The 21019-nt window shown below is 35.8% G+C and carries 19 protein-coding genes; 17 read left to right on the top strand and 2 right to left on the bottom strand.

The genetic code is table 11. The features are described 5' to 3' along the window. Nucleotides 1-27 precede the first annotated feature (27 nt). The 3 genes from EKH84_RS11465 (at nucleotide 28) to EKH84_RS11475 (ending at nucleotide 2763) form a co-directional block, all read left to right on the top strand. Nucleotides 28-828, top strand: coding sequence for an MBL fold metallo-hydrolase (locus EKH84_RS11465; protein ID WP_127066401.1), 801 nt, complete (start codon nucleotides 28-30; stop codon nucleotides 826-828). Between the two features lie 116 nt (nucleotides 829-944). Continuing rightward, a complete protein-coding gene (locus EKH84_RS11470; RefSeq protein ID WP_127066402.1) occupies nucleotides 945-1202 on the top strand; it encodes a hypothetical protein in 258 nt (85 codons plus the stop codon). A gap of 73 nt (nucleotides 1203-1275) precedes the next feature. After that, the gene (locus EKH84_RS11475; RefSeq protein ID WP_127066403.1) at nucleotides 1276-2763 is read left to right on the top strand and encodes a CorA family divalent cation transporter; all 1488 of its coding nucleotides are present in this window, start codon (nucleotides 1276-1278) and stop codon (nucleotides 2761-2763) included. Nucleotides 2764-2802: 39 nt separating this feature from the next. Here EKH84_RS11475 and ade read toward each other — a convergent pair whose 3' ends face one another. Both ade and pepF read right to left on the bottom strand, forming a co-directional pair. Continuing rightward, the gene (ade, locus tag EKH84_RS11480; RefSeq protein ID WP_127066404.1) at nucleotides 2803-4602 is read right to left on the bottom strand and encodes an adenine deaminase; all 1800 of its coding nucleotides are present in this window, start codon (nucleotides 4600-4602) and stop codon (nucleotides 2803-2805) included. Nucleotides 4603-4666: 64 nt separating this feature from the next. Further along, nucleotides 4667-6469 (bottom strand): oligoendopeptidase F, encoded by a 1803-nt coding sequence (gene pepF, locus EKH84_RS11485; protein WP_127066405.1) that lies wholly within the window; start codon nucleotides 6467-6469, stop codon nucleotides 4667-4669. 148 nt (nucleotides 6470-6617) lie between these two features. Here pepF and EKH84_RS11490 point away from each other — a divergent pair, with 148 nt between their 5' ends. The 14 genes from EKH84_RS11490 (at nucleotide 6618) to EKH84_RS11550 (ending at nucleotide 20956) form a co-directional block, all read left to right on the top strand. Next, entirely contained in the window at nucleotides 6618-7415 is a 798-nt protein-coding gene (locus tag EKH84_RS11490; RefSeq protein WP_013656826.1) for a M55 family metallopeptidase, read from the top strand. Nucleotides 7416-7623: 208 nt separating this feature from the next. Next, nucleotides 7624-8217, top strand: coding sequence for a histidine phosphatase family protein (locus EKH84_RS11495; RefSeq protein ID WP_013656827.1), 594 nt, complete (start codon nucleotides 7624-7626; stop codon nucleotides 8215-8217). A 2-nt stretch (nucleotides 8218-8219) separates the two neighbouring features. Then, nucleotides 8220-8819: a precorrin-2 dehydrogenase/sirohydrochlorin ferrochelatase family protein gene (locus tag EKH84_RS11500; protein WP_127066407.1), complete on the top strand. Its 600-nt coding sequence runs from the start codon at nucleotides 8220-8222 to the stop codon at nucleotides 8817-8819. Between the two features lie 96 nt (nucleotides 8820-8915). Continuing rightward, nucleotides 8916-9518 carry a hypothetical protein gene (locus EKH84_RS11505; protein ID WP_127066408.1) on the top strand — a complete coding sequence of 201 codons (603 nt, stop codon included), beginning with the start codon at nucleotides 8916-8918 and terminating at the stop codon, nucleotides 9516-9518. 105 nt (nucleotides 9519-9623) lie between these two features. Continuing rightward, the gene (locus EKH84_RS22055; RefSeq protein ID WP_190283307.1) at nucleotides 9624-9782 is read left to right on the top strand and encodes a hypothetical protein; all 159 of its coding nucleotides are present in this window, start codon (nucleotides 9624-9626) and stop codon (nucleotides 9780-9782) included. 62 nt (nucleotides 9783-9844) lie between these two features. Next, entirely contained in the window at nucleotides 9845-10771 is a 927-nt protein-coding gene (locus EKH84_RS11510; protein WP_127066409.1) for an aspartate carbamoyltransferase catalytic subunit, read from the top strand. Continuing rightward, entirely contained in the window at nucleotides 10768-12039 is a 1272-nt protein-coding gene (locus EKH84_RS11515) for a dihydroorotase (RefSeq protein ID WP_127066410.1), read from the top strand. Before EKH84_RS11510 ends, EKH84_RS11515 begins: the two co-directional genes overlap by 4 nt. A gap of 109 nt (nucleotides 12040-12148) precedes the next feature. Then, entirely contained in the window at nucleotides 12149-13063 is a 915-nt protein-coding gene (gene pyrF / locus EKH84_RS11520; protein ID WP_127066411.1) for an orotidine-5'-phosphate decarboxylase, read from the top strand. Then, entirely contained in the window at nucleotides 13063-14130 is a 1068-nt protein-coding gene (locus EKH84_RS11525) for a carbamoyl phosphate synthase small subunit (protein WP_127066412.1), read from the top strand. Before pyrF ends, EKH84_RS11525 begins: the two co-directional genes overlap by 1 nt. After that, nucleotides 14123-17368 carry a carbamoyl-phosphate synthase large subunit gene (gene carB, locus EKH84_RS11530; RefSeq protein WP_127066413.1) on the top strand — a complete coding sequence of 1082 codons (3246 nt, stop codon included), beginning with the start codon at nucleotides 14123-14125 and terminating at the stop codon, nucleotides 17366-17368. Before EKH84_RS11525 ends, carB begins: the two co-directional genes overlap by 8 nt. Next, nucleotides 17361-18128: a dihydroorotate dehydrogenase electron transfer subunit gene (locus tag EKH84_RS11535; protein ID WP_127066414.1), complete on the top strand. Its 768-nt coding sequence runs from the start codon at nucleotides 17361-17363 to the stop codon at nucleotides 18126-18128. The genes carB and EKH84_RS11535 overlap by 8 nt, the downstream gene beginning before the upstream one ends. Beyond that, nucleotides 18121-19068 carry a dihydroorotate dehydrogenase gene (locus EKH84_RS11540; RefSeq protein ID WP_190283308.1) on the top strand — a complete coding sequence of 316 codons (948 nt, stop codon included), beginning with the start codon at nucleotides 18121-18123 and terminating at the stop codon, nucleotides 19066-19068. Before EKH84_RS11535 ends, EKH84_RS11540 begins: the two co-directional genes overlap by 8 nt. Before the next feature lie 467 nt (nucleotides 19069-19535). Then, on the top strand, nucleotides 19536-20207 hold the full coding sequence (gene pyrE / locus EKH84_RS11545; protein ID WP_127066415.1) for an orotate phosphoribosyltransferase: 672 nt from the start codon (nucleotides 19536-19538) through the stop codon (nucleotides 20205-20207). Between the two features lie 263 nt (nucleotides 20208-20470). Next, a complete protein-coding gene (locus EKH84_RS11550; protein ID WP_127066416.1) occupies nucleotides 20471-20956 on the top strand; it encodes a hypothetical protein in 486 nt (161 codons plus the stop codon). Nucleotides 20957-21019 lie beyond the last annotated feature (63 nt).

Genomic DNA, 21019 nt, shown 5'->3' on the forward strand with positions numbered 1-21019 from the left:
ACATCATTGCAAAGCGGAGGAAAAGAAATGGAATTTAAATTATGTGCCCTAGCAAGTGGCAGCAGTGGTAATTGTACTTATTTAGAAGCTGGAGAACAGCGCTTTTTAATAGATGCAGGTATTAGTGGGAAGAAAGTAGTAGCAGCGCTTGATCAATTAGAGGTGGCACCAGAAAGCATTAATGGGATTTTAATTACCCATGAGCATTCAGACCATATTAAGGGAGTAGGCATATTAAGTAGAAAATATAATATTCCTATTTATGCTACAAGCTTAGCTTGGGAGAGGCTTTTAGGCGAAAAAATGATTGGCGTCGTAAAAGAAGAACATCAAAAAATCTTAGAAAAAGAAGTATATCTACAGGTGGGTGAGCTTAAAATTTTACCCTACCCTATTTATCATGATGCAGTAGATCCTGTTGGTTACATTTTTGAGTATAAGGATAAAAAAATTACTTTAGCAACGGATATTGGTACGATTGATGATAAAATTGCAGCAAGATTAAGCGGTTCACATGGCATCTTATTAGAGTTTAATCATGATATACGTATGCTAGAAGCAGGGGGATATCCTTATTACTTAAAGAAACGTATTTTAAGTGATGTAGGCCATTTAAACAATGAAGCCGCAGCTAAAGCACTAGTAGAGTTATACCATCCTGGGCTTGAATGGGCTGTTTTAGGACATCTAAGCAAAGATAACAACGTACCGGATTTAGCCCTTTTAACAGCACAAACGGCTTTAGAAGAAAGAAATATTATTGTAGGAAAGGATATAGAGGTTATCGTCGCTAAACGTGATGAAGTTTCAAAGGTCTTTGGATTTTAACAAAAAAATGCCATAAAGTGATAAATTAACGCATAAAAAAAGGTCTCATTGTTCATAATAGGAGCGTGGAAAATATTTTGCCATACTGATATTGAACAACAAAGGAGACTAACGACATGACACAAAATAACAAGTACCAAGATTCCAACAACAATAATTTAAAAAACAGCAACGACAACAACTACCAAAACAGCAGTAACAATTGCAGAAATAGCAACGATAACAACTATCAAAACAGTAGTAATAATAATAACTGCAAAGATAGCACAGATAATAACAATAATAATTTTAAAAATGCTAACAGAAATAATTATCAAAATAACGCTGGTACTAATAGCTATAACGACAGCACAGATAACAACAATAATAAATAAGCTTCGAAAAAATAAGAAGGATGTTTTTCAGATAAAACATCCTTCTTATTTATAATAGGGGGTGGACAAAGCCATGCGTTATAAAAGCCCTATAAGTGAACATATTTTTATATTTCCTTTCAGTTGGAAAAGTAGTAGTCAATTACCTGAACGCTTATTTTATCCACATGTTGAGCTAAAAGGTAAAAGCTTTGACCATTTAAAGCAGTGGCAAGTACATTACTCTACCATTGAAGATGATCAAGATTATAATGAGTTTGTTTATTTTTATAAGCCCATCCGTTCTGCGCTATATACTTTTGAAAAAGAACCGATTATTGTTAGAAACTATGTTTTTAAGCATTTAGATGAAACACAATTTTTTAAGCTTCATATAAAAGAGCAGTTATTTCTATTAGATATTAAACAAATACGCCTTAAACTCTATAAAACAGGAATAGGATTACTTTCTTTTGAATTACTTAATCACCATTACCTACAGTTAGAAGAAATAGAAGCCATTAATAGCTTTAGTAAAATGATTTATCCCCCTATACTTCCTTTAGAGAAAGCGAGAAATGAATGGTTTCCAGAGTCTGTTAGTATGAGACTTAATAAGGAAACTTATATAGAGGAGCTTTTTACTGCAGATTACTATAAAGAGAGTTTAACGATTAGTCCTTTAATCATGTTTATATTAGGTGCCCCCTTTGTATGTAAAGAAAAAGAAAAATCTTATAATCGAATTGTTATTGAGCCTATCCTAGGCAATCAAATGTTTTGTTGCTGTATTTATCAAAGTCCACTCCTTGTAGACGCCATTGAGAAAGGTGAAGTAGCACAGGAACGCTTAGAGAGATTTATGACCTTAAATAAAAAAATGAGTTATAGTGCTACCAGTTCATATATTAAAAATGATTATAGTATTTATGGGATTAATCGCTTTATGTTATTGTGTGTCACGAAAGAATGGTTAGAGGGTAAATTATATAATCAGTTAGTAACCTTAGTACTGATGCAAAGAGCGACACTTCTCAGCTTATCTACAGAGATTGCTAGGATTTCAACCTTACCCAAGTATGCACTTTCAGAAGCTATATCAAGTATTTATGAGATTTATATTCAATTTATTAATCAATTATATTTTAAAGAAGTGACTGAAGAAGGTGAGGGTGCTCGGATTTATGAAGAATTAACCAAATCTTTTAAAATTGAAGAGGAGTTAAAACAACTGAACTTTGAGGTAGATGAAGTACATGAATATGCAACATTAGTAGAACAGGCAGCTTCTAATATGAAGGTTCAGTTATTAACCATTGCAGGAGCAGCATTGGTGCTTCCTAGCTTTGTGACAGGCTTTTTTGGAATGAATATTTTTAAAGAAGAAGCACTTCATTGGTGGGAACACAAACAAGTTATTTTATGGTTAAATAGCTATGTATTATTACCCACTTTAGTTGTAACCGCTTTTTGCATTTGGACCAAGCGAAAACATATGAAGTATTTTGTAATGAAGCTACTATTGATTAGTTTATTTTTAATGAGTATGATAGTTACTATAAAATATGGCTGTGGTTTATAACCACAGCCATATTTTATAGTAACTAAGTATTCTATTTCACTAAAGGTCAAAAATAGGTAAAGCTACAAAGTTTACAGTATCTACAAGTCCTTTGTTGGTTAGACGAAGTTCAGGAATAACGGCTAAAGAAAGAAGTGCCATAGTCATAAAAGGTGAATGAAGAGGGCAACCAATGGTTTTCCATGCTTCATCAATTTCAGCTACACGTTTTGCTACGACTGTGGCAGGGTCTTCTGACATAAGTCCTGCTATAGGAAGAGGATTGAGTGCTAATACTTTTCCATTTTGAACAACGACTTGGCCACCGCCTGCATCGACTAAAGTATTAGCAGCTAGTGCCATATCTTCATCATTGGTACCAATAATGCATAAATTATGAGCATCATGAGCAACAGTAGAAGCAACAGCACCTTCTTGAATACCAAAGCCAGTTACAAAACTCATGCTCATGCTTTGCGTACCTGAATGACGGTCAATAACAGCAACCTTTAGTAAATCTTGTGATATATCACTAGATACAAATCCTTCTTTTATAGTTAGCATACCTTTTTTATGAAGGGTACCAGCTTGAGCTTCAATAATGCCAATAACATGAACAGGAATAGTTGATTCTGCATAGTCATTAGGGACAGCTATTTTAAAGTCTTCGACTGTTAATGGCTCATAAATATGCATGGTTTTCTTTGCAAACTCTGGATAGGAAGCCGATGGTAAAGTCATCTTAAGCTGTCCATTTTCAGCCACAACCTGGCCATTAATAATGGTTTTCGCTACTGTAACCTTAGTTAAATCACTAAGTAAGACAAGGTCTGCCCATTTTCCAGGAGAAACGCTACCCAGGTCATGCGCTAAACCAAAGCATTCAGCAGCATTAATAGTAGCCATTTGAATAGCAACTACAGGACGAACACCTTCTTCAATGGCACGCCTAATAATATAATCCATATGTCCTACAGATAATAAAGTATCAGGATGTGTATCATCACTGACTAAACAAGCAAAACGAGAATCTACTTGATGCTCTGTAATGGCTTTAATCGTTTCCTTCACATCACACCAAGCTGAGCCTTCACGAATTTGAACATACATACCAAGACGCATTTTAGCGAGAGCATCCTCATGTCTTGTTGTTTCATGACAGCAGTTAGCACCAGCTGCAATATAAGCATTAAGGCCAGGGCCTCCTTCATCAGGAACACAATAGTGTCCTGTAATCGTTTTGTGACGGTCTAAAGTGGCTTTTAAAATACCATGTACATTAGAATCACCACTTAAAACAGCTGGATAGTTCATCATTTCACCTAGGCCAATGATGGTATCTTGAGAAAGACCATGGGCAATATCTCTAAGTGATAAGCTAGCGCCAGTCGTTTCTAAATCTGCAGTAGCTGGAACACAACTAGGCATAGTGGTATAGACGTTAAGTGGTACTTCCTTACCTTCTTGAATCATAAGACCAATACCCTCTGTACCAAGCACATTGGCAATTTCATGTGGATCCATCATAATAGCAGTTGTACCATGAGGCATAACAGCTCTTGCATACTCTTTAACTGTAAGCATGCTGCTTTCTATATGAATATGTCCATCTATAAAACCAGGTGCTAGATAAAGTCCTGTCGCATCTATGCATTTTGTTTTAGGTCCAATGGTGTGAGCCGCATCGCCTACAAGAGCAATACGCCCTTTTGTAATGGCTACATCCATATGTGGTATAATTTCAGCTGTATTAACGTTAATAAGGTTTGCATTTTTAATCACAAGGTCGGCTTTTTTTGCTCCACTTGCTACTAAAACCAGTTCTTGTGTAACGTCTGATCGTTTATATCTTTTTGTCATGATAAAGCCCCCCTCAAAGTTATTTCCAATTATCATATCATCACAATTTGGACTTGGCAATACATTATTTTTTTGTCTGTTTAAACTGAATTATTAGAGAATTAAACACTTCTAAAGCCTTAGCAATTGTAGCTGAAGTGCTCATATCTACACCAGCTATTTTTAATAAGTCGATAGGGTCCTTAGAGGAGCCACCGCTTAAGAAAGCTTTATAGTCCTTAACAGCTTCTGTACCTTCTTTTAAAATACGCTCAGATAAAGTAATAGCAGCAGAGTATCCAGTAGCATATTGATAAACATAGAAAGGGGTATAGAAATGAGGAATACGTGCCCATTCCATAGCAATAGCAGCATCTACTTCTATAGATGGACCATGATATTTTTTCACCAGTTCATAATAAGTGTCGCATAAATAGTCGGCAGTTAGTGTTTTACCTTCTTGACTTGCTGTATGCATCATTAATTCAAATTCGGCAAACATAGTTTGACGATAAAGTGTGCTACGGAATTGTTCCATGAAATAATTAATGAGGTAACGCTTATAAGTTTCTTCTTGTGTTGTTTCTAAAAGATAGTTCATTAGTAAAGCCTCATTGACTGTTGATGCCACTTCAGCTACAAAGATGCAATAATCACCATAAATATGAGGTTGATGGTGATGAGAATAGTAACTATGCAAAGCATGACCCATTTCATGAGCAAGAGTGAATAAGCTATTAATGTTAGGAGAGTAGTTAAGCAATATATAAGGGTGAGGTGCACCATAGCTTCCCCAGGAATAAGCACCGCTGCGTTTACCTTCATTTTCATATTTGTCAATCCAGCGGTTATCCAAGGCCTCTTTAACAATGGTAAGATAATCTTCGCCTAATGGTGCCAGTGCTTTAAGAAGGATGTCACAAGATTCTTCATAGCTTATTTCCTTTTCGAAATCTTTAATCATGGGTACAAAAAGGTCGTACATATGCAGGGTATCAAGTCCTAATTCCTCTTTGCGTAAAGTAACATAATCATGCATAATGGATAAGTTATTATTAACTGTATGAATGAGTTCATGATAAACAGTGACTGGTATATTATTTTCTGAAAGAGCACTATGAAGAGGTGTTTCAAAGTGACGCATACTAGAAAAGAAACCATATTGCTTAATATTGGCCGCAAAAAGCGTACTAATGGTGTTTTTGTAACTCGTATAAGTATTATAAAGCGCAGTGAAAGCAGCTTCTCTAACTGAGCGATTTTGACTCTCCATCAAAGGAATGTAATTACCGTGGGTCAAGCGAACGGTTTCGCCCTTGGCGTTTTCAACAGTAGGAAACTTCATATCTACATTATTCAGCATAGAAAAGGTGTTTTGAGGCATAGTACCTAATTCACCCACGCGAGCTAAGACAGCTTCCATTTCAGGTGTTAAAATATGTGCTTTTTGTCTAAGTATTTCATTTAAATAGCGTTCATAATGACGAAGCTCAGGAAGCTCTTTGAAAAAGGTATCTAGCTGAGCAGCTGTCAGCTGAGTAAGTTCAGGACCGGAGAAAGCTAGAGCTTCGGAAGCAGCAACAGATAGATCTTCACTTTGACTTGCTAAATCCTGATAGTAAGCATTGCTACCATCTTGATGAAGGCGCATGTGTGCATAAACATAAAGTTTACCAAGTGCTTCACCAAAAGTATCTTGTAATTTTAAGAAAGTAAGTAATGTATGAGGGTTACTGGTAAGCTTACCTTCGTAGGGGTTAAATTTATCAAGTAGTTTTTTTGTTTCAGATAAGGTATTTTCAAATAAAAGATCGGTTTCAAATAGGTCCTCTAATTTCCAAGTATCTTCTATTTTAACGTCTTGACGCTTAGGTTGTGATGTTGACATGAAATCAGCTCCTTTTAGATTATATGATTTAATGTTAGTATACTCGATTTTATAGAAAAATAATAATTATAAAAATATATTTTTTGATATTTTCAGTTGTTTTTGATATACTGAGGTATATAAAGCGTAGGAATAGGGAGGCATGAAAATGCGTGTATATATCAGTGCAGATTTAGAAGGCATTACAGGGGTCTCAAAATGGGAAGAAACTCATAAAGGAGGCCACTATTACGATTTATATAGAGAGCAAATGACAAGAGAAGTAGTAGCTGCCTGCGAAGGGGCCATTGAAGCGGGAGCAGAGTATATTATGGTTAAAGATGCTCATGAAGATGGGAAAAATCTGATCCATAGTATGTTACCTAGAGGCGTAAAGGTGATTTCGGGTTGGAGTAATCATCCTTATTGTATGGTAGAAGGCTTAGATGAAAGCTTTGATGCCGTTATTTTTATTGGTTATCACAGTGGCGCTAGTTCTAATGGAAGTCCTCTTGCTCATACCCTATTACCAGATGTTATTAAAAATGTGACTATCAATGGAGAGGACGCAGATGAGTTTTTGATTCATGCTTATGCAGCGTATATGTTAGGCGTACCTATAGTAGCGGTCTCAGGAGATGGGGATTTAATGCGCTCTGTACGTAGTTTTAATCCACAGATTAAAACCATTGCTGTACAAGAAGGATTTGGAGGAGCTGTTGTTAGTATTCATCCTGATTTAGCCATAGAACGTATTCGTAAAGGTGTTAAAAAAGGTTTAGAAGCTTTAGAAGAATATACTTTTGAGAAGCCAGAAGAATACGAGCTTATTATTGAATTTAAAAAGCATGCAGATGCTTATAAATTTTCTTTTTATCCCAATGTAGAGCAAATAGGGGAGTATACTATCCGTTATGTGTCTAATAATTACATGCATTTACTTGTGCTTTTGCTATTTATTAATTAATAGAAAGTGTCATGAGTTACTTTTGGTAGTAACTCAGATAAATGATAAATGATAAATGATAATCAATTAATTCAGATGAAAAGAAGCTTATTTGAAAAAGCTTCTTTTTCTTTTGTATAATAGATTAAAAAGAAAGGACAGTGAATAGGTACAATAAAGCTAAGAAGAGCATAATCGGAGAAATAATAATTTGAAATAGGAGGAGACAATGCTTACATTAATACTGGTAAGGCACGCCGCCACTGTAGCTAACGAAGCTGGCCTTTATATTGGCAGAAGTGAAAGTCCGCTAAGTTTACAAGGAAAAGAAGAAGCTAGGAGGCTTTGCAAAAAACTAGATAAGTGGCAGATACAGCAAATTTATACAAGCCCTGCAGAAAGGGTACAAGAAACGATAAAAGAACTTATGGATAAGGATATACCAGTACAAGTTGCACAGGCCTTACATGAAATCAACTTTGGCATCTGTGAAGGCAAGGATTTTAATTGGTTAAAAAAGAATTATCCAGAGGAAGTAACGTATATGATTAAGGAGGGGATAGCGTATAGATATCCAAAAGGAGAGAGTTTAGTAATGGCACATCAGAGAGTAGCCGACTGGTTAAATGAGTTTTTGATGAATCATCAAAGCGGTACTTTTTTAGTAGCGGCTCACGGTGGTACGATTAGATGTATTTTATCAGAGTTACTTGTGAAAAAGCCTTCTTTACATTGGCATTTTAAAATTGACACAGCTACTATAACTATAGTCAGTATGAATGAGGGGTTTCCAGTTATAGAATCCCTTAATGAGAGGTGTTAAGAATGTATTATCCGATGATGATAAATTTAGCTTTTTTCAAATGTTTAATTATAGGAGGGGGGCATATTGCTTATCAAAAAGCTAAGATGCTCTTAGCTTATGGGGCTACAGTTACTGTACTTAGTCCTGAGTTTTGCGAAGAAATAAAGTGTTTAGAAGGACAGATGAATTTATTAAAAGCAAGCTATTCAGAAGATTATCTTTTAGCCTTTCAACTTGTTATAGCAGCAACTAATGATAGGGCATGTAATGCTACTATAGGAAAAGCTTGTAAGAAGCAGGGCAAATTATGTGATGTTGTAACTGATCAGGCACTTTCTAGCTTTCTAGTACCAGCAGGTATTCGTAGAGGCGATTTGATTATAAGTGTTTCTACGCAGGGGAAAAGTCCTGCTCTAGCTGCTAAGATAAAAAAGGAACTAGAAAGTCTTTATGATGAATCTTATAGTGACTATGTAGCGTGCTTAGGTGAATGGAGAGCTACTATTAAAAAAGAGATAAAAGACGAAGAAGAAAGAAGAAGGCTTTTAAAATACCTTATTACACTAGATCAAGAGACATTGAAAAGCATTTCATTAAAAGAGCTATCAAGAGTACTATAAGATTGCAACAATTAATAGATACATTTTTTTTCTCGTTAAAGTAGTGTATAATACTTTTTAGCAGAAAGATGAATAGGCAAAAGGAGACTTGAGGAAATGGGTTTTTTTAAAGTGACAGTGGGGGTAATGGGTTCTTCAAAATCGGCAAGAGCCATTGCGGAGGTACAGAATTTAAAGGTGAGAAATTTAAAAACTTTAGTTCTAAAGCCAGCATTAGATACAAGAGATGGAGGCTATATTTGTAGCCGTTTAATTAAAGATCAGGTGAAAGCAGACATCTTACTTAAATCTGATGAATCTTTAAAAATAAATGAGATTATTGCTAATAACTATGATTATATTGTCGTTGATGAATTTCACATGCTCAGTGAAGAACAAATCAAAGAGCTTTATCAAATTAGTGCTATTTCTACTACTAATATTAGTATGTATGGTTTAAGAATGTCTTGGAAAGGAACGCCTTTTCCAAGTGCCGCTTTGGCTTTAGGTTATGCGGATGAAATTGAAATGATTAAGATGGTAGATAAGGATCAAAATCCCTTAAGTCATCATATTAAATATACTAACGGTATACCAAGCTCTTTGGTTCAAGAAAGTGAAACCATTGTAGTAGGAGATTTGAATGCAACCTCTTATACGACAGTATCTAAGGTTGATTTTTATAAGATTTATCAAATGCTAGGACAAGTGGAAGAATAGATAAATAGCTGCTTGACAGAAGCCGAATACAGTGATAAAATAGCGATAATCAAATAAGGAAATTGCCTTTAAGTTTGGCCCAGAGAGACCAAGAAGGAGAACAAAATGAGAAGATTAAATACAATTATAGTACGAATAAAAGTAATGCAACAATTCTATATAAAATTAGCGAATACAAGCGTTTCTAGACCACTCAATAGAGTAGTTTATTTAGTTGTTCCTAAAGCTTGTGTCGCAGGGCGTATAAAGGCAATAGAAGGATAAATAATCCTTTTATTGCCTTTTATTTTGCTAAAAATTTAATTTACATTAAGGGATGGTGTCAGATGCTAAGAAGAAAAGACTTACTAGGAATTAGAGATTTAAGTGTCAATGAAATCATGACCATATTACAAACAGCTGAAAGCATGAAAGGAATAGTAACTGGTAAAGCGGCTAAACTAGATGTATTGAAAGGGAAAAGTGCTGTAACACTTTTTTATGAAAACAGTACAAGAACACGTATGGCCTTTACAATGGCAGGGACTTATTTAGGTGCACATGTAGCAGACCTTGGTGTAGCTAGCAGTAGTGTACAAAAAGGAGAAAGCTTAGTAGACACAGGTATCACTTTAGATAGTATGGGTATTAACTATATGATTATGAGACATGGCATGAGTGGGGCAGCACATTTACTTGCTAAAAATGTTAAAGCATCTGTGATTAATGCAGGAGATGGCGCCAATGAGCATCCTACTCAAGCATTATTAGACTTCTACACCATTTATGAAAAAAAAGGTGGTTTTAAAAATCTAAAGGTAACAATCGTTGGTGATATTGCCCACAGTAGAGTGGCTAGATCCAATGTATTTGGACTCACTCAATTAGGTGCACAAGTAACCTTAGCAGGACCAGGAACCTTAACAGCTCAAAGTATGGAAAAACTAGGATGCACCGTCATGACGGATGTGAAAGCGGCGGTTAAAGATGCGGATATTGTCATGGCATTACGTATTCAGCTAGAACGTCAAAAAGGAGGATTATTTCCTAACCTTAGAGAATATAGCCAAATATACGGTTTAAATAAAGAGATTTTTGAATATGCAAAACCAGATGCACTCTTAATGCATCCAGCACCTGTTAATAGAGGTGTTGAACTCATGCCAGAGTTAATGGATAGCAAGGTATCAGTCATAGATGAGCAAGTTACCAACGGTGTAGCAGTGAGAATGGCTATTTTAGCATTACTTCAAGAAGGGAGAGAAAACGCATGATTACTTGTATCAAAAACGGATTAATTATTAATCCTAAAACACAAATGGAAGAGGTTAATGACCTTTGGATTAAAGAGGGAAAAGTTGTTTATATAGGAAAGGACTACAGTGAAGAAGCTAATGAAATCATTGATGCTACAGGTAAGTGGGTAGTACCAGGATTAATCGACTTGCATGTACACTTCAGAGCACCAGGTTATGAGCATAAAGAAGATATTGAAAGTGGTGCAAAGGCAGCAGCCAAAGGTGGTTTTACAACTGTATGTTGCATGCCTAACACAAATCCGGTTATTGATAATGAGTGCGTTGTAGAATATATTTATGCAATGGCTACTAAAGCAAATGGGGTCAATGTGCTTCCAATTGGAGCCATTACGAAAGGACAACAAGGTGAAACACTAGCAGATATCGGAAAAATGAAAGAACATGGTATTTGTGCGCTTAGCGAAGACGGTAAAACAGTTATGGATTCAGGTCTTATGAAAAAAGCAATGGCGTATGCAAAACCATTTAACTTACCAATCTTCTCTCATACAGAAGATCGTACCTTAACAGGTGGAGCCATGAATGCAGGTGAAAATGCACAGCTTTTTGGTATTAAAGGTATTCCAAGAGAAGCAGAAGAGATTATTGTAGCAAGAGATATCTTACTTGCTAAATACACAGGCACACCACTTCACTTATGCCATATTAGCACAGAAGGTAGCTTAGAAATTATCCGTTTTGCAAAAGCACAAGGCATTAAAGTAACAGCTGAAACAGCACCACACTACTTTACTTTAGACGATAGTATTTTAGGGGATTATGACACGAACAAAAAAATGAGTCCTCCATTACGTACGACGAAAGATGTAGAAGCGATGAAACGTGCCATTATAGATGGAACTATTGATATTATTGCAACTGATCATGCACCACATCACTATGACGAAAAGAATGTAGAGTTTGAAAAAGCACCTTTTGGTATTGTAGGATTAGAAACAAGCTTTGGTTTAAGTTACACACACTTAGTAAAAACAGGCCTCATCTCACCAATGGCTTTAATTGAAAAAATGAGTACAAAGCCAGCTGAGATTGTAGGCATTGATAAAGGTGATTTATCAGTAGGAAAAACGGCTGATATCACTATTCTTGACCCAGAAGCAACTTACACTATTAATGAAGCTACTTTTGCAGGAAAGAGTAAAAACTCACCATTTATAGGTATGACTGTACAAGGAGAAGTAAGTTGTACCTTAGCAAATGGAAAAGTTATTTATCAAAAATAAATTAAGATTGCAATTTACTGAAAAAATGGTAGAATAATTATTAATAATAATGTATAAAAATTCAAAAAGATAGATTCTAAAACTCAGAAGTCAAAGGAGCGTAAAAAAGATGATTGATCGTTTAATAAGTCAAATAGAAGCTACTCAAAACCCTACAGTGGTGGGATTAGATCCAACATATGCTATGATTCCTTCCTTTATAAAAGAAGAAATGTTAGAAACTTACGGAAAAACCCCAAAGGCTGTAGCAGAGATGTTTATTCGTTTTAATAAAAGTATTTTAGATGAGGTAGCAACTCTCATTCCATCGGTCAAACCACAAATCGCCATGTATGAACAATACGGCTTAGAAGGGCTAAGAGCTTATATGGAAACAGTAGCTTATGCAAAAGAAAAAGGTCTAGTGGTTATTGGAGATATTAAAAGAGGTGATATCGCATCAACAGCAGCTGCTTATGCAGGGCATATCGCAGGTGTTAAAATTGAAGGTGAACACTTTGACTTATGGCAAGAAGATGCCGTTACGCTTAACCCTTATATGGGATTTGACGGAATTGAACCTTTCATTGCAGCGTGCAATGAGCAAGATAGAGGATTATTCATCTTAGTAAAAACAAGTAATCCAAGTGGTGTAGAAATTCAAGACCTTATGGTAAATGGTTTACCAGTATATGATTACTCAGCTGACTTAGTAAGTAAATGGGGAGAACTTACTATGGGAACTAGAGGCTATAGCCGTATCGGTGCTGTAGTAGGAGCTACATACAAAGAGCAAGGTATAGAGCTTAGAAAAAGAATGCCACACACTTTCTTCCTAGTACCAGGTTATGGTGCTCAAGGTGGCAAAGCAGAGGACTTAAAGGATTATTTTGATAAAAATGGTTCAGGAATCATTGTTAACTCTTCAAGAGGTATTATTGCAGCTTATCAAAAAGATAAAGAAGTAACAGAAAAAGAATTTGCCATAGCTGCTAAGAAAGCAGTATTAGCTATGAGAGATGACTTACAAGGAGTGATGCGTTAATGAAAGCTCAATTAATTTTAGAAAATGGGATGATCTTTGAAGGTAAGGCCTTCGGATACCTTAAAGAAACAATTGGAGAAGTCGTATTTAATACAGGGATGACAGGTTATCAAGAAATCTTAACAGACCCTTCATACTATGGACAAATGGTAGTGATGACTTATCCACTTATCGGAAATTATGGTATTAACCTTGAAGATATGGAAAGTAGTAAATCTCATGTACGTGCTCTAATTGTGAGAGAAAAAAGTGATTATCCAAATAACTTTAGATGTGAACTTACTTTAGATGGTTACTTAAAATCACAAAAGATTATTGGACTTGAAGGTATTGATACAAGAGCTTTAACAAGAGTATTAAGAGATCATGGTACCATGCGCGCTATCATTGCTGTAAGAGAATTGACACCAAGTCAAATCAAACTTAAAATAGATGCTTTTAATAACCAAATGGCTGTTTCAGAAGTAACAACTAAAGAAAGCTATGTGATCGAAGGAAATAAAACACATATTGCTGTCATTGATTGTGGTATTAAAAGTAATATTCTTCGCTCCTTTGAAGCAAGAGGCTGCAAGCTTTCAGTTTTCCCTGCTTCAGCTAAACCTGAAGAAATCTTAGCAGTTAATCCAGATGGCATCTTCTTATCAAATGGTCCCGCTGATCCTAAAGATGTACCAGATACAGTAGCGACAGTGAAAGCTTTAATCGGTAAAAAACCTATTACAGCTATTTGTCTTGGACACCAATTACTTTGCTTAGCTCTTGGTGGTAACACAGCAAAACTTAAATTTGGTCACCATGGTTGTAACCATCCAGTTAAAGACTTTATTACACACCGTGTGTATATTACGTCTCAAAACCATAACTACTATGTAGAAAAACTTCCAGAAGGTGCAGTAGTGACGCATACGAATATGAATGACCAAACTGTAGAAGGGATGTACTTTAAAGATTTAAATATTTACAGTGTTCAGTTCCACCCAGAGGCATGCCCAGGGCCAACAGATACAGCACACATTTTCGACGAATTTATCACTGTTATGCAAGGAGGAAAATTAAATGCCTAGAGATATGAGCATCAAAAAAGTATTAGTTATAGGATCAGGTCCTATTGTTATAGGTCAAGCAGCTGAATTCGACTATTCAGGAACACAAGCTTGCCAAGCGATTCGTGAAGAAGGTATTGAAGTAGTCCTTGTCAATAGTAACCCAGCTACTATTATGACAGATGAAGAAATAGCAGATAAAATTTACATCGAGCCATTAACAATAGAATTCCTTGAAAAAGTTATTGCTAAAGAAAGACCAGATAGCATTTTAGCAGGTGTAGGTGGTCAGACGGCTCTTAACTTAGCAGTGGAATTAAATGATAAAGGAATTTTAGAAAAATATAATGTACGTGTGATTGGTACACAAATTTCAGCTATTAAAGAAGGGGAAGACCGTGAACTCTTTAGAGCACTTATGAAGCGTATCAATCAACCATGTATTGAAAGTGAAATTGTAGAAACGGTAGAAGCAGCCGTAGCCTTTTCAAGGAAAATTGGTTATCCAGTAGTTGTTAGACCAGCTTATACCTTAGGTGGTACAGGTGGTGGTATTGCAGAAACAGAAGAAGAGCTCCGTGAGATCTGTGCAAGCGGTCTTCATTTATCTCGTGTACACCAAGTACTTATTGAAAAATGTATCAAAGGCTGGAAAGAAATTGAATACGAAGTCATGCGTGATAACTATGGTACAGCCATTACTGTATGTAATATGGAAAACATTGACCCAGTAGGTATCCATACAGGAGATAGTATCGTAGTAGCACCTTCTCAAACACTTTCAGATAGAGAATATCAAATGCTTCGTCGAGCATCACTTGATATTATTTCAGCTTGTGATATTAGAGGAGGTTGTAACGTACAGCTTGCCCTGCATCCAGATAGTTTTGAGTATGCGGTTATCGAGATTAACCCTCGTGTAAGCCGTTCTTCAGCTTTAGCTTCTAAAGCAACAGGTTATCCAATTGCTAGAGTATCAGCTAAAATTGCACTTGGTTACGGCCTTGATGAAATTCCAAACACTGTAACAGGAAAAACTTATGCTTGTTTCGAACCAACACTTGACTATGTGGTATGTAAAATACCAAAATGGCCATTTGATAAATTCTATACAGCTAAACGTACACTTGGTACTAAGATGATGGCAACCGGTGAAATTATGTCTATCGGTAACAATTTTGAAAGTGCCTTCTTAAAGGGTCTTCGTTCACTTGAGATTGGTAAATTCAGCTTTAAACATAAAAAGCTTGAAGAGTGCAGCTTAGACGAGCTCAAAGAAAAAGTGATTACAGCAGATGATGAAAGAATCTTCGCCCTAGCAGAAATGCTTCGTCGTCACTATAGAAAAGAACAAGTATGTAAAATTACAGGCATGGATATTTTCTTTGTAGAGAAATTCCGCTGGATTGTAGAACAAGAAGAGCTCCTTTCTGAAATGAGCTTTGATGAGTTAACACCCAAATACCTACGTAAGCTTAAGAAAAGAGGCTTCTCAGATAAAGCTATTGCTGACTTAATCGGCGTCAGTGAAGATGATATTCGCGATATTCGTTTTAAATGGAATATTGTACCTGTTTACAAAATGGTTGATACTTGTGGTGGAGAGTTTGAAGCAGAATCACCCTATTACTACTCAACTTATGATGAAGTAGATGAAGTTGAAGTATCTGATAAACAAAAAGTCATGGTTATCGGTTCAGGTCCAATACGTATCGGTCAAGGAATTGAGTTTGATTACTGCTCTGTTCATGCCATTATGGCCCTTAAGAAAAAAGGCATTGAAACAATCATCGTTAACAACAACCCGGAAACAGTAAGTACAGACTTTAATACATCAGATAAGCTTTACTTTGAACCATTAACAGATGAAGATTTTTACCACATTTACTTAAAAGAAAAACCAATGGGTGTTATCCTTCAGTTTGGTGGTCAAACAGCTATTAAACTAGCTAAATTCTGTGAAAAAATGAATATTCCTGTACTTGGTACACACCCAAAGCACATGGATGAAGCAGAAGATAGAGAAAAATTTGATGAAATCTTAGAAAAACTTCACATCAAACGTCCAAAAGGAAAAGCGATTTGGTCAGTTGAAGAAGGTCTTAAAGTAGCAGAAGAGTTAGAGTATCCAGTACTTGTACGTCCTTCTTATGTACTGGGTGGTCAAGGAATGGAAATCACTTATGAAGCACACCAATTAGAAAGATACCTCATCAATGCATTTGATAGAGACCCAGAAAACCCAGTACTCATTGACCGTTACCTAATGGGACGTGAAATCGAAGTAGATGCCCTTTCAGATGGTGAAAACATCCTTATTCCAGGAATCATGGAACACTTAGAAAGAGCAGGTATTCACTCAGGAGATAGTACAACACTTTATCCAAGTGTGAATATTCCAGACCATATTAAAGAAAAAATCATTACTTGTACACAAATGCTTGCGAAAGAGCTTAAAGTACTTGGTATGATTAATATTCAATATATCGAATACAAAAATGACTTATATATTATCGAGGTTAACCCACGTTCTAGCCGTACAGTACCTTACATTTCTAAGGTAACAGGTGTACCAATTATCGACCTTGCTGTAGAAGCAATGCTTGGTAAGCAAATTACAGATCTTGGTTATGGGACAGGGCTTTACCCAGAACCAAAAGACTTCTATGCTGTAAAAGTACCAGTGTTCTCTACAGAGAAATTACCAAGAGTAGAAGTAAGTCTTGGACCAGAAATGAAATCAACAGGAGAAGTTCTTGGTGTGGGTACAACAGTAGAGGAAGCACTTTATAAAGGCTTTATTGCAGCAGGTAAATCTCTTCCAATGCAAGGTGGTACCATCTTTGCAACGATTCAAAAATACGATCAAGATGAGTTTGTAACGATTGCAAAACGCTTTGCGAGCATGGGATACAAATTCGTTGCAACGGAAGGTACAGCTAAGAAATTACAAGAAAACGGCATTGAAGCGAGAGTGGTAGAAAAACTATCACCAGTGAAAGGGAATAAATTTGTAGAAGAAACAGATGAAATCTTTAAACTTCTTAGAAGTGGTAAAATTGACCTTGTAGTTAACACACCTACTAAAGGGAATGACTCTAAACGTGATGGTTTCAAAATCAGACGTTTAGCAATCGAATCTTCTATTCAAATCTTAACCTCATTAGACACTGTAAGAGCACTAGCTGATATAGTATCTAAGCAAATGACTACAGAGCAAACAGATATCTATGATATGGGAGTAAGTCGTCATGAGTAAACAAGTTGTAAATGGAAAAATAATAGGGCAAGGCGAAATTGCCTCTATGATTTTTAAAATGATTATAGAAGCACCAGAAGTAGCTGAAAATGCAAAATATGGACAATTCGTTAATGTGTATCCAGAATCTAAAAGTACATTATTGCCTAGACCAATCAGTATTTGTGAAGTAGGTGAAACGACTATTACACTAGTATATGGTGTGGTAGGAGAAGGGACAAAAGAGTTTTCTAAGCTTGTAACAGGAGATACCATTCGTATCAGTAGTGCACTTGGAAATGGCTATGACGTACAAGAAGCACTGGTTTCTGTTTTAGTGGGTGGCGGTATTGGTGTACCACCATTAGTGGAACTTGCTAAGCATATTCCAGGTGAAAAAATCGCTGTGTTAGGTTTTAGAGATGACCCTTTCTTAGTAAAGGAATTAGAAAACTTAGGCGTAAAAGTATATGTTGCTACAGATAGTGGAAAAGTAGGCTTTAAAGGAAATGTGATTGAACTTATTAAGGCTGAAGGCATTAAAGGCGATTATTTCTATAGCTGTGGACCTAAAGTTATGCTTAAGGCATTAGCAGCTTATTGTGCTGAAGTTGATGTGCCTGTTCAAGTTTCGCTTGAAGAACGTATGGGCTGTGGTTATGGTGCATGCGTAGGGTGTGTTTGCAAAACAAAAGCGAATACAGAAAAGGGCTTTGAACATAAAAAAGTATGTAAAGATGGTCCTGTTTTCTTAGGAAGCGAGGTGAAGTGGGATGAGTAAGCTAACAGATATTGATCAAATAGCAGCAGCTAAAGGCATTGACCTAAGTGTTAACCTTGCAGGCATCACTCTTAAAAATCCTATCACAACAGCTTCAGGAACCTTCTCACCTCATGAGAGTAGTGAGTTTTATGATTTAAGTGAACTAGGAGCCATGATTACCAAAGGGATTGCAAGTATACCTTGGGATGGGAATCCAGTGCCTAGAATTGCAGAAACTTATGGTGGGATGATTAATGCCGTAGGTCTTCAAAATCCAGGAGTAGACTATTACATTGAACATGAATTACCTTTTGCAAGAAAGTTTGATACAAAGATTATTGCAAACGTAGCAGGACATAGTATCACTGAGTACTGTAGCGTTGTAGAACGCTTAAATGAAACAGATGTAGATATGTTAGAGGTTAATATTTCTTGTCCTAATGTGAAAGAAGGTGGGATTGGTTTTGGAACTTCTTGTGATATGGCATCTAAAGTAACAAGAGAAGTGAAACGTCTCACTACTAAACCTATTATTATTAAATTAACACCCAATGTAACGGATATTGCCTCTATTGCGCAGTCTGTAGAAGCAGAAGGAGCAAATGCAGTTTCTCTTATTAATACTTTATTAGGGATGAAAATAGATGTTCATCGTAAACGTCCAGTGATTGCTAATAAAATGGGTGGCTTCTCAGGTCCAGCTGTTAAACCAGTAGCAGTAAGAATGGTTTACCAAGTAAGAAGAGCAGTTAATATTCCAATCATTGGGCTTGGTGGTATTATGACAGGAGAAGACGTAGTAGAATTCCTTATGGCAGGAGCAGATGCTATTTCAGTAGGAACAGCAGCTTTTGCGAATCCAACAGCACCTGTTGATATTAAGAGAGAGCTTATTGACTATATGGAACGTTATGGATTTAAAAACTTACAAGAAATTAGAGATGCTTTTCAAGGTTAAAAGAACAAAAAAAGTGTGGTGGGGGATGAGATAAATGGTCTATCCTCCGATGTTCCGCTTCGTATTTTCTGAAGCACTAAGTTCGTTTTTTTGATGAACGCTCGAAACTCGCTAGCGCTCAAACAGTCTCGCTAAGGACCATCAAAAAAGTTCACTAAGTGCTTCTAGAAAATACTACCAAGTCACATCTACGGACAGACCATTTCTCTCACCCACAAGTTTTTTTGCGGAAAATAAAAGTAATTAGGAGCTTACAATAAAAAGTAATTGATGAGCCAGGCAAATATATGATGAGAATACATTGAATAAGGAGAGGCCACTCTCCTTTCTTTTTAAACAGAGAATAGCTTTAAAGAGAATAAGTAGTAGTGTAAAATAGTTTTAAAGCTATTCTATAGGTTTAAGTGCTATAGTCATACTATGAAACTTAATATAAAGAAAAAACAATAATCGAAGGGATGAAGAAAATGAGCTACAAAAAAGAGTTTATCGAGTTTATGGTAAGATCAGGGGTATTAACTTTTGGAGATTTCACCACAAAAAGCGGTCGTAAAACACCTTACTTCGTCAATACAGGAAACTACAAAACAGGTGCACAAGCAGCTAGACTTGGTGAATTCTATGCTAAAAGCATTATGGAAAATGGTAAAGGAGATGTAGATGCTCTTTTTGGACCAGCTTACAAAGGGATTCCATTATCAGTAGCTACAGCTATTGCACTATCAAATGAATTTGATAAAGATCTTAACTACTGCTTCAATAGAAAAGAAGAAAAAGACCACGGTGAAGGTGGCTCTATGGTGGGATACAAGCTTCAAGATGGTGACAAAATACTCATCGTTGAAGACGTTATCACAGCAGGAACAGCAGTAAGAGAAGTCTTCCCAATCCTTAGAGGCGCTGCAGATGTACAAATTGAAGGACTTATTATCTCTGTAGATAGAATGGAAAGAGGTCAAGGAGATAAAACAGCCATTCAAGAAATCGAAACAGAATTTGGTATTAAAACATATCCAATCGTAACTGTTAGAGAAATTATTGATACAATCCACAACGTAGAGATTGATGGAAAAGTATATATTGATGATGCAATGAAAGCAAGAATGGAAGCTTACTTAGCTGAGTATTGCGTGAAATAGTATAAAATATACAAATAAGGAATAGTTAATAGCAAAAAAGCAGAAACCCTATAAGGATTTCTGCTTTTTGTCTTATTTAAAAATGATTGATTGCCTTCATACGGCGAATTTAATCAGATATAAGTATATAGAGAGAAATAAAATCTATAAGAGGAATAAGCATTTTCTCATGAAATATTAATCTTGGACATATCAATTTCTCATAAAGAGGAGTTATATTAATCTTACAAACACTTAACATAAAGGAAATGGGGAGAATAGTAATGGGAAAAAAAGAAACAAATATTATTTTAGCGGCTATTTTAATTATCATCGGGATAGGTGGTATCTTAAAACAAGTTTTTAATATTAATTTATTTGGTTATATTTCTTTCTGGGATTTAGGTATTTTAGCACTGGGGTTATATTTTGAGTGGCAGTATTTTACCACAAGGAGGTCACCAGGCATTCTTGTTCCAGGAGGTATTTTTACAGTAGTAGGATTGTTTAGCTTTTTAGAGGCCTTATTTGGAGGTCTATTCTTTACACACTTTCCAGCAGGGGAACTAGGTGTAGCATTAGGGTTATTTCAGCTCTATTGGTTTGGTTCTCGTAATAATTTCTTATTAATTCCAGTAGGTATTTTATTAATTTCTGCTTTAGATGAAATGAGTACCAATTTTTTTAGATGGTTTAATGGTTCTTTAGTATGGTCTATTGGTCTTATTGCTATTGGTATTTATCTTATTGCAAATAGAAAAAGAAATTAAAGTCATATTAAATATTTATTATAGAAAAGCTTATTAAGTTTAGCAAATAAAAATTCAACAAAA

Origin of the sequence: Cellulosilyticum sp. WCF-2 (genome assembly GCF_003990395.1) — a bacterium.
Lineage (GTDB): Bacteria > Bacillota > Clostridia > Lachnospirales > Cellulosilyticaceae > Cellulosilyticum > Cellulosilyticum lentocellum.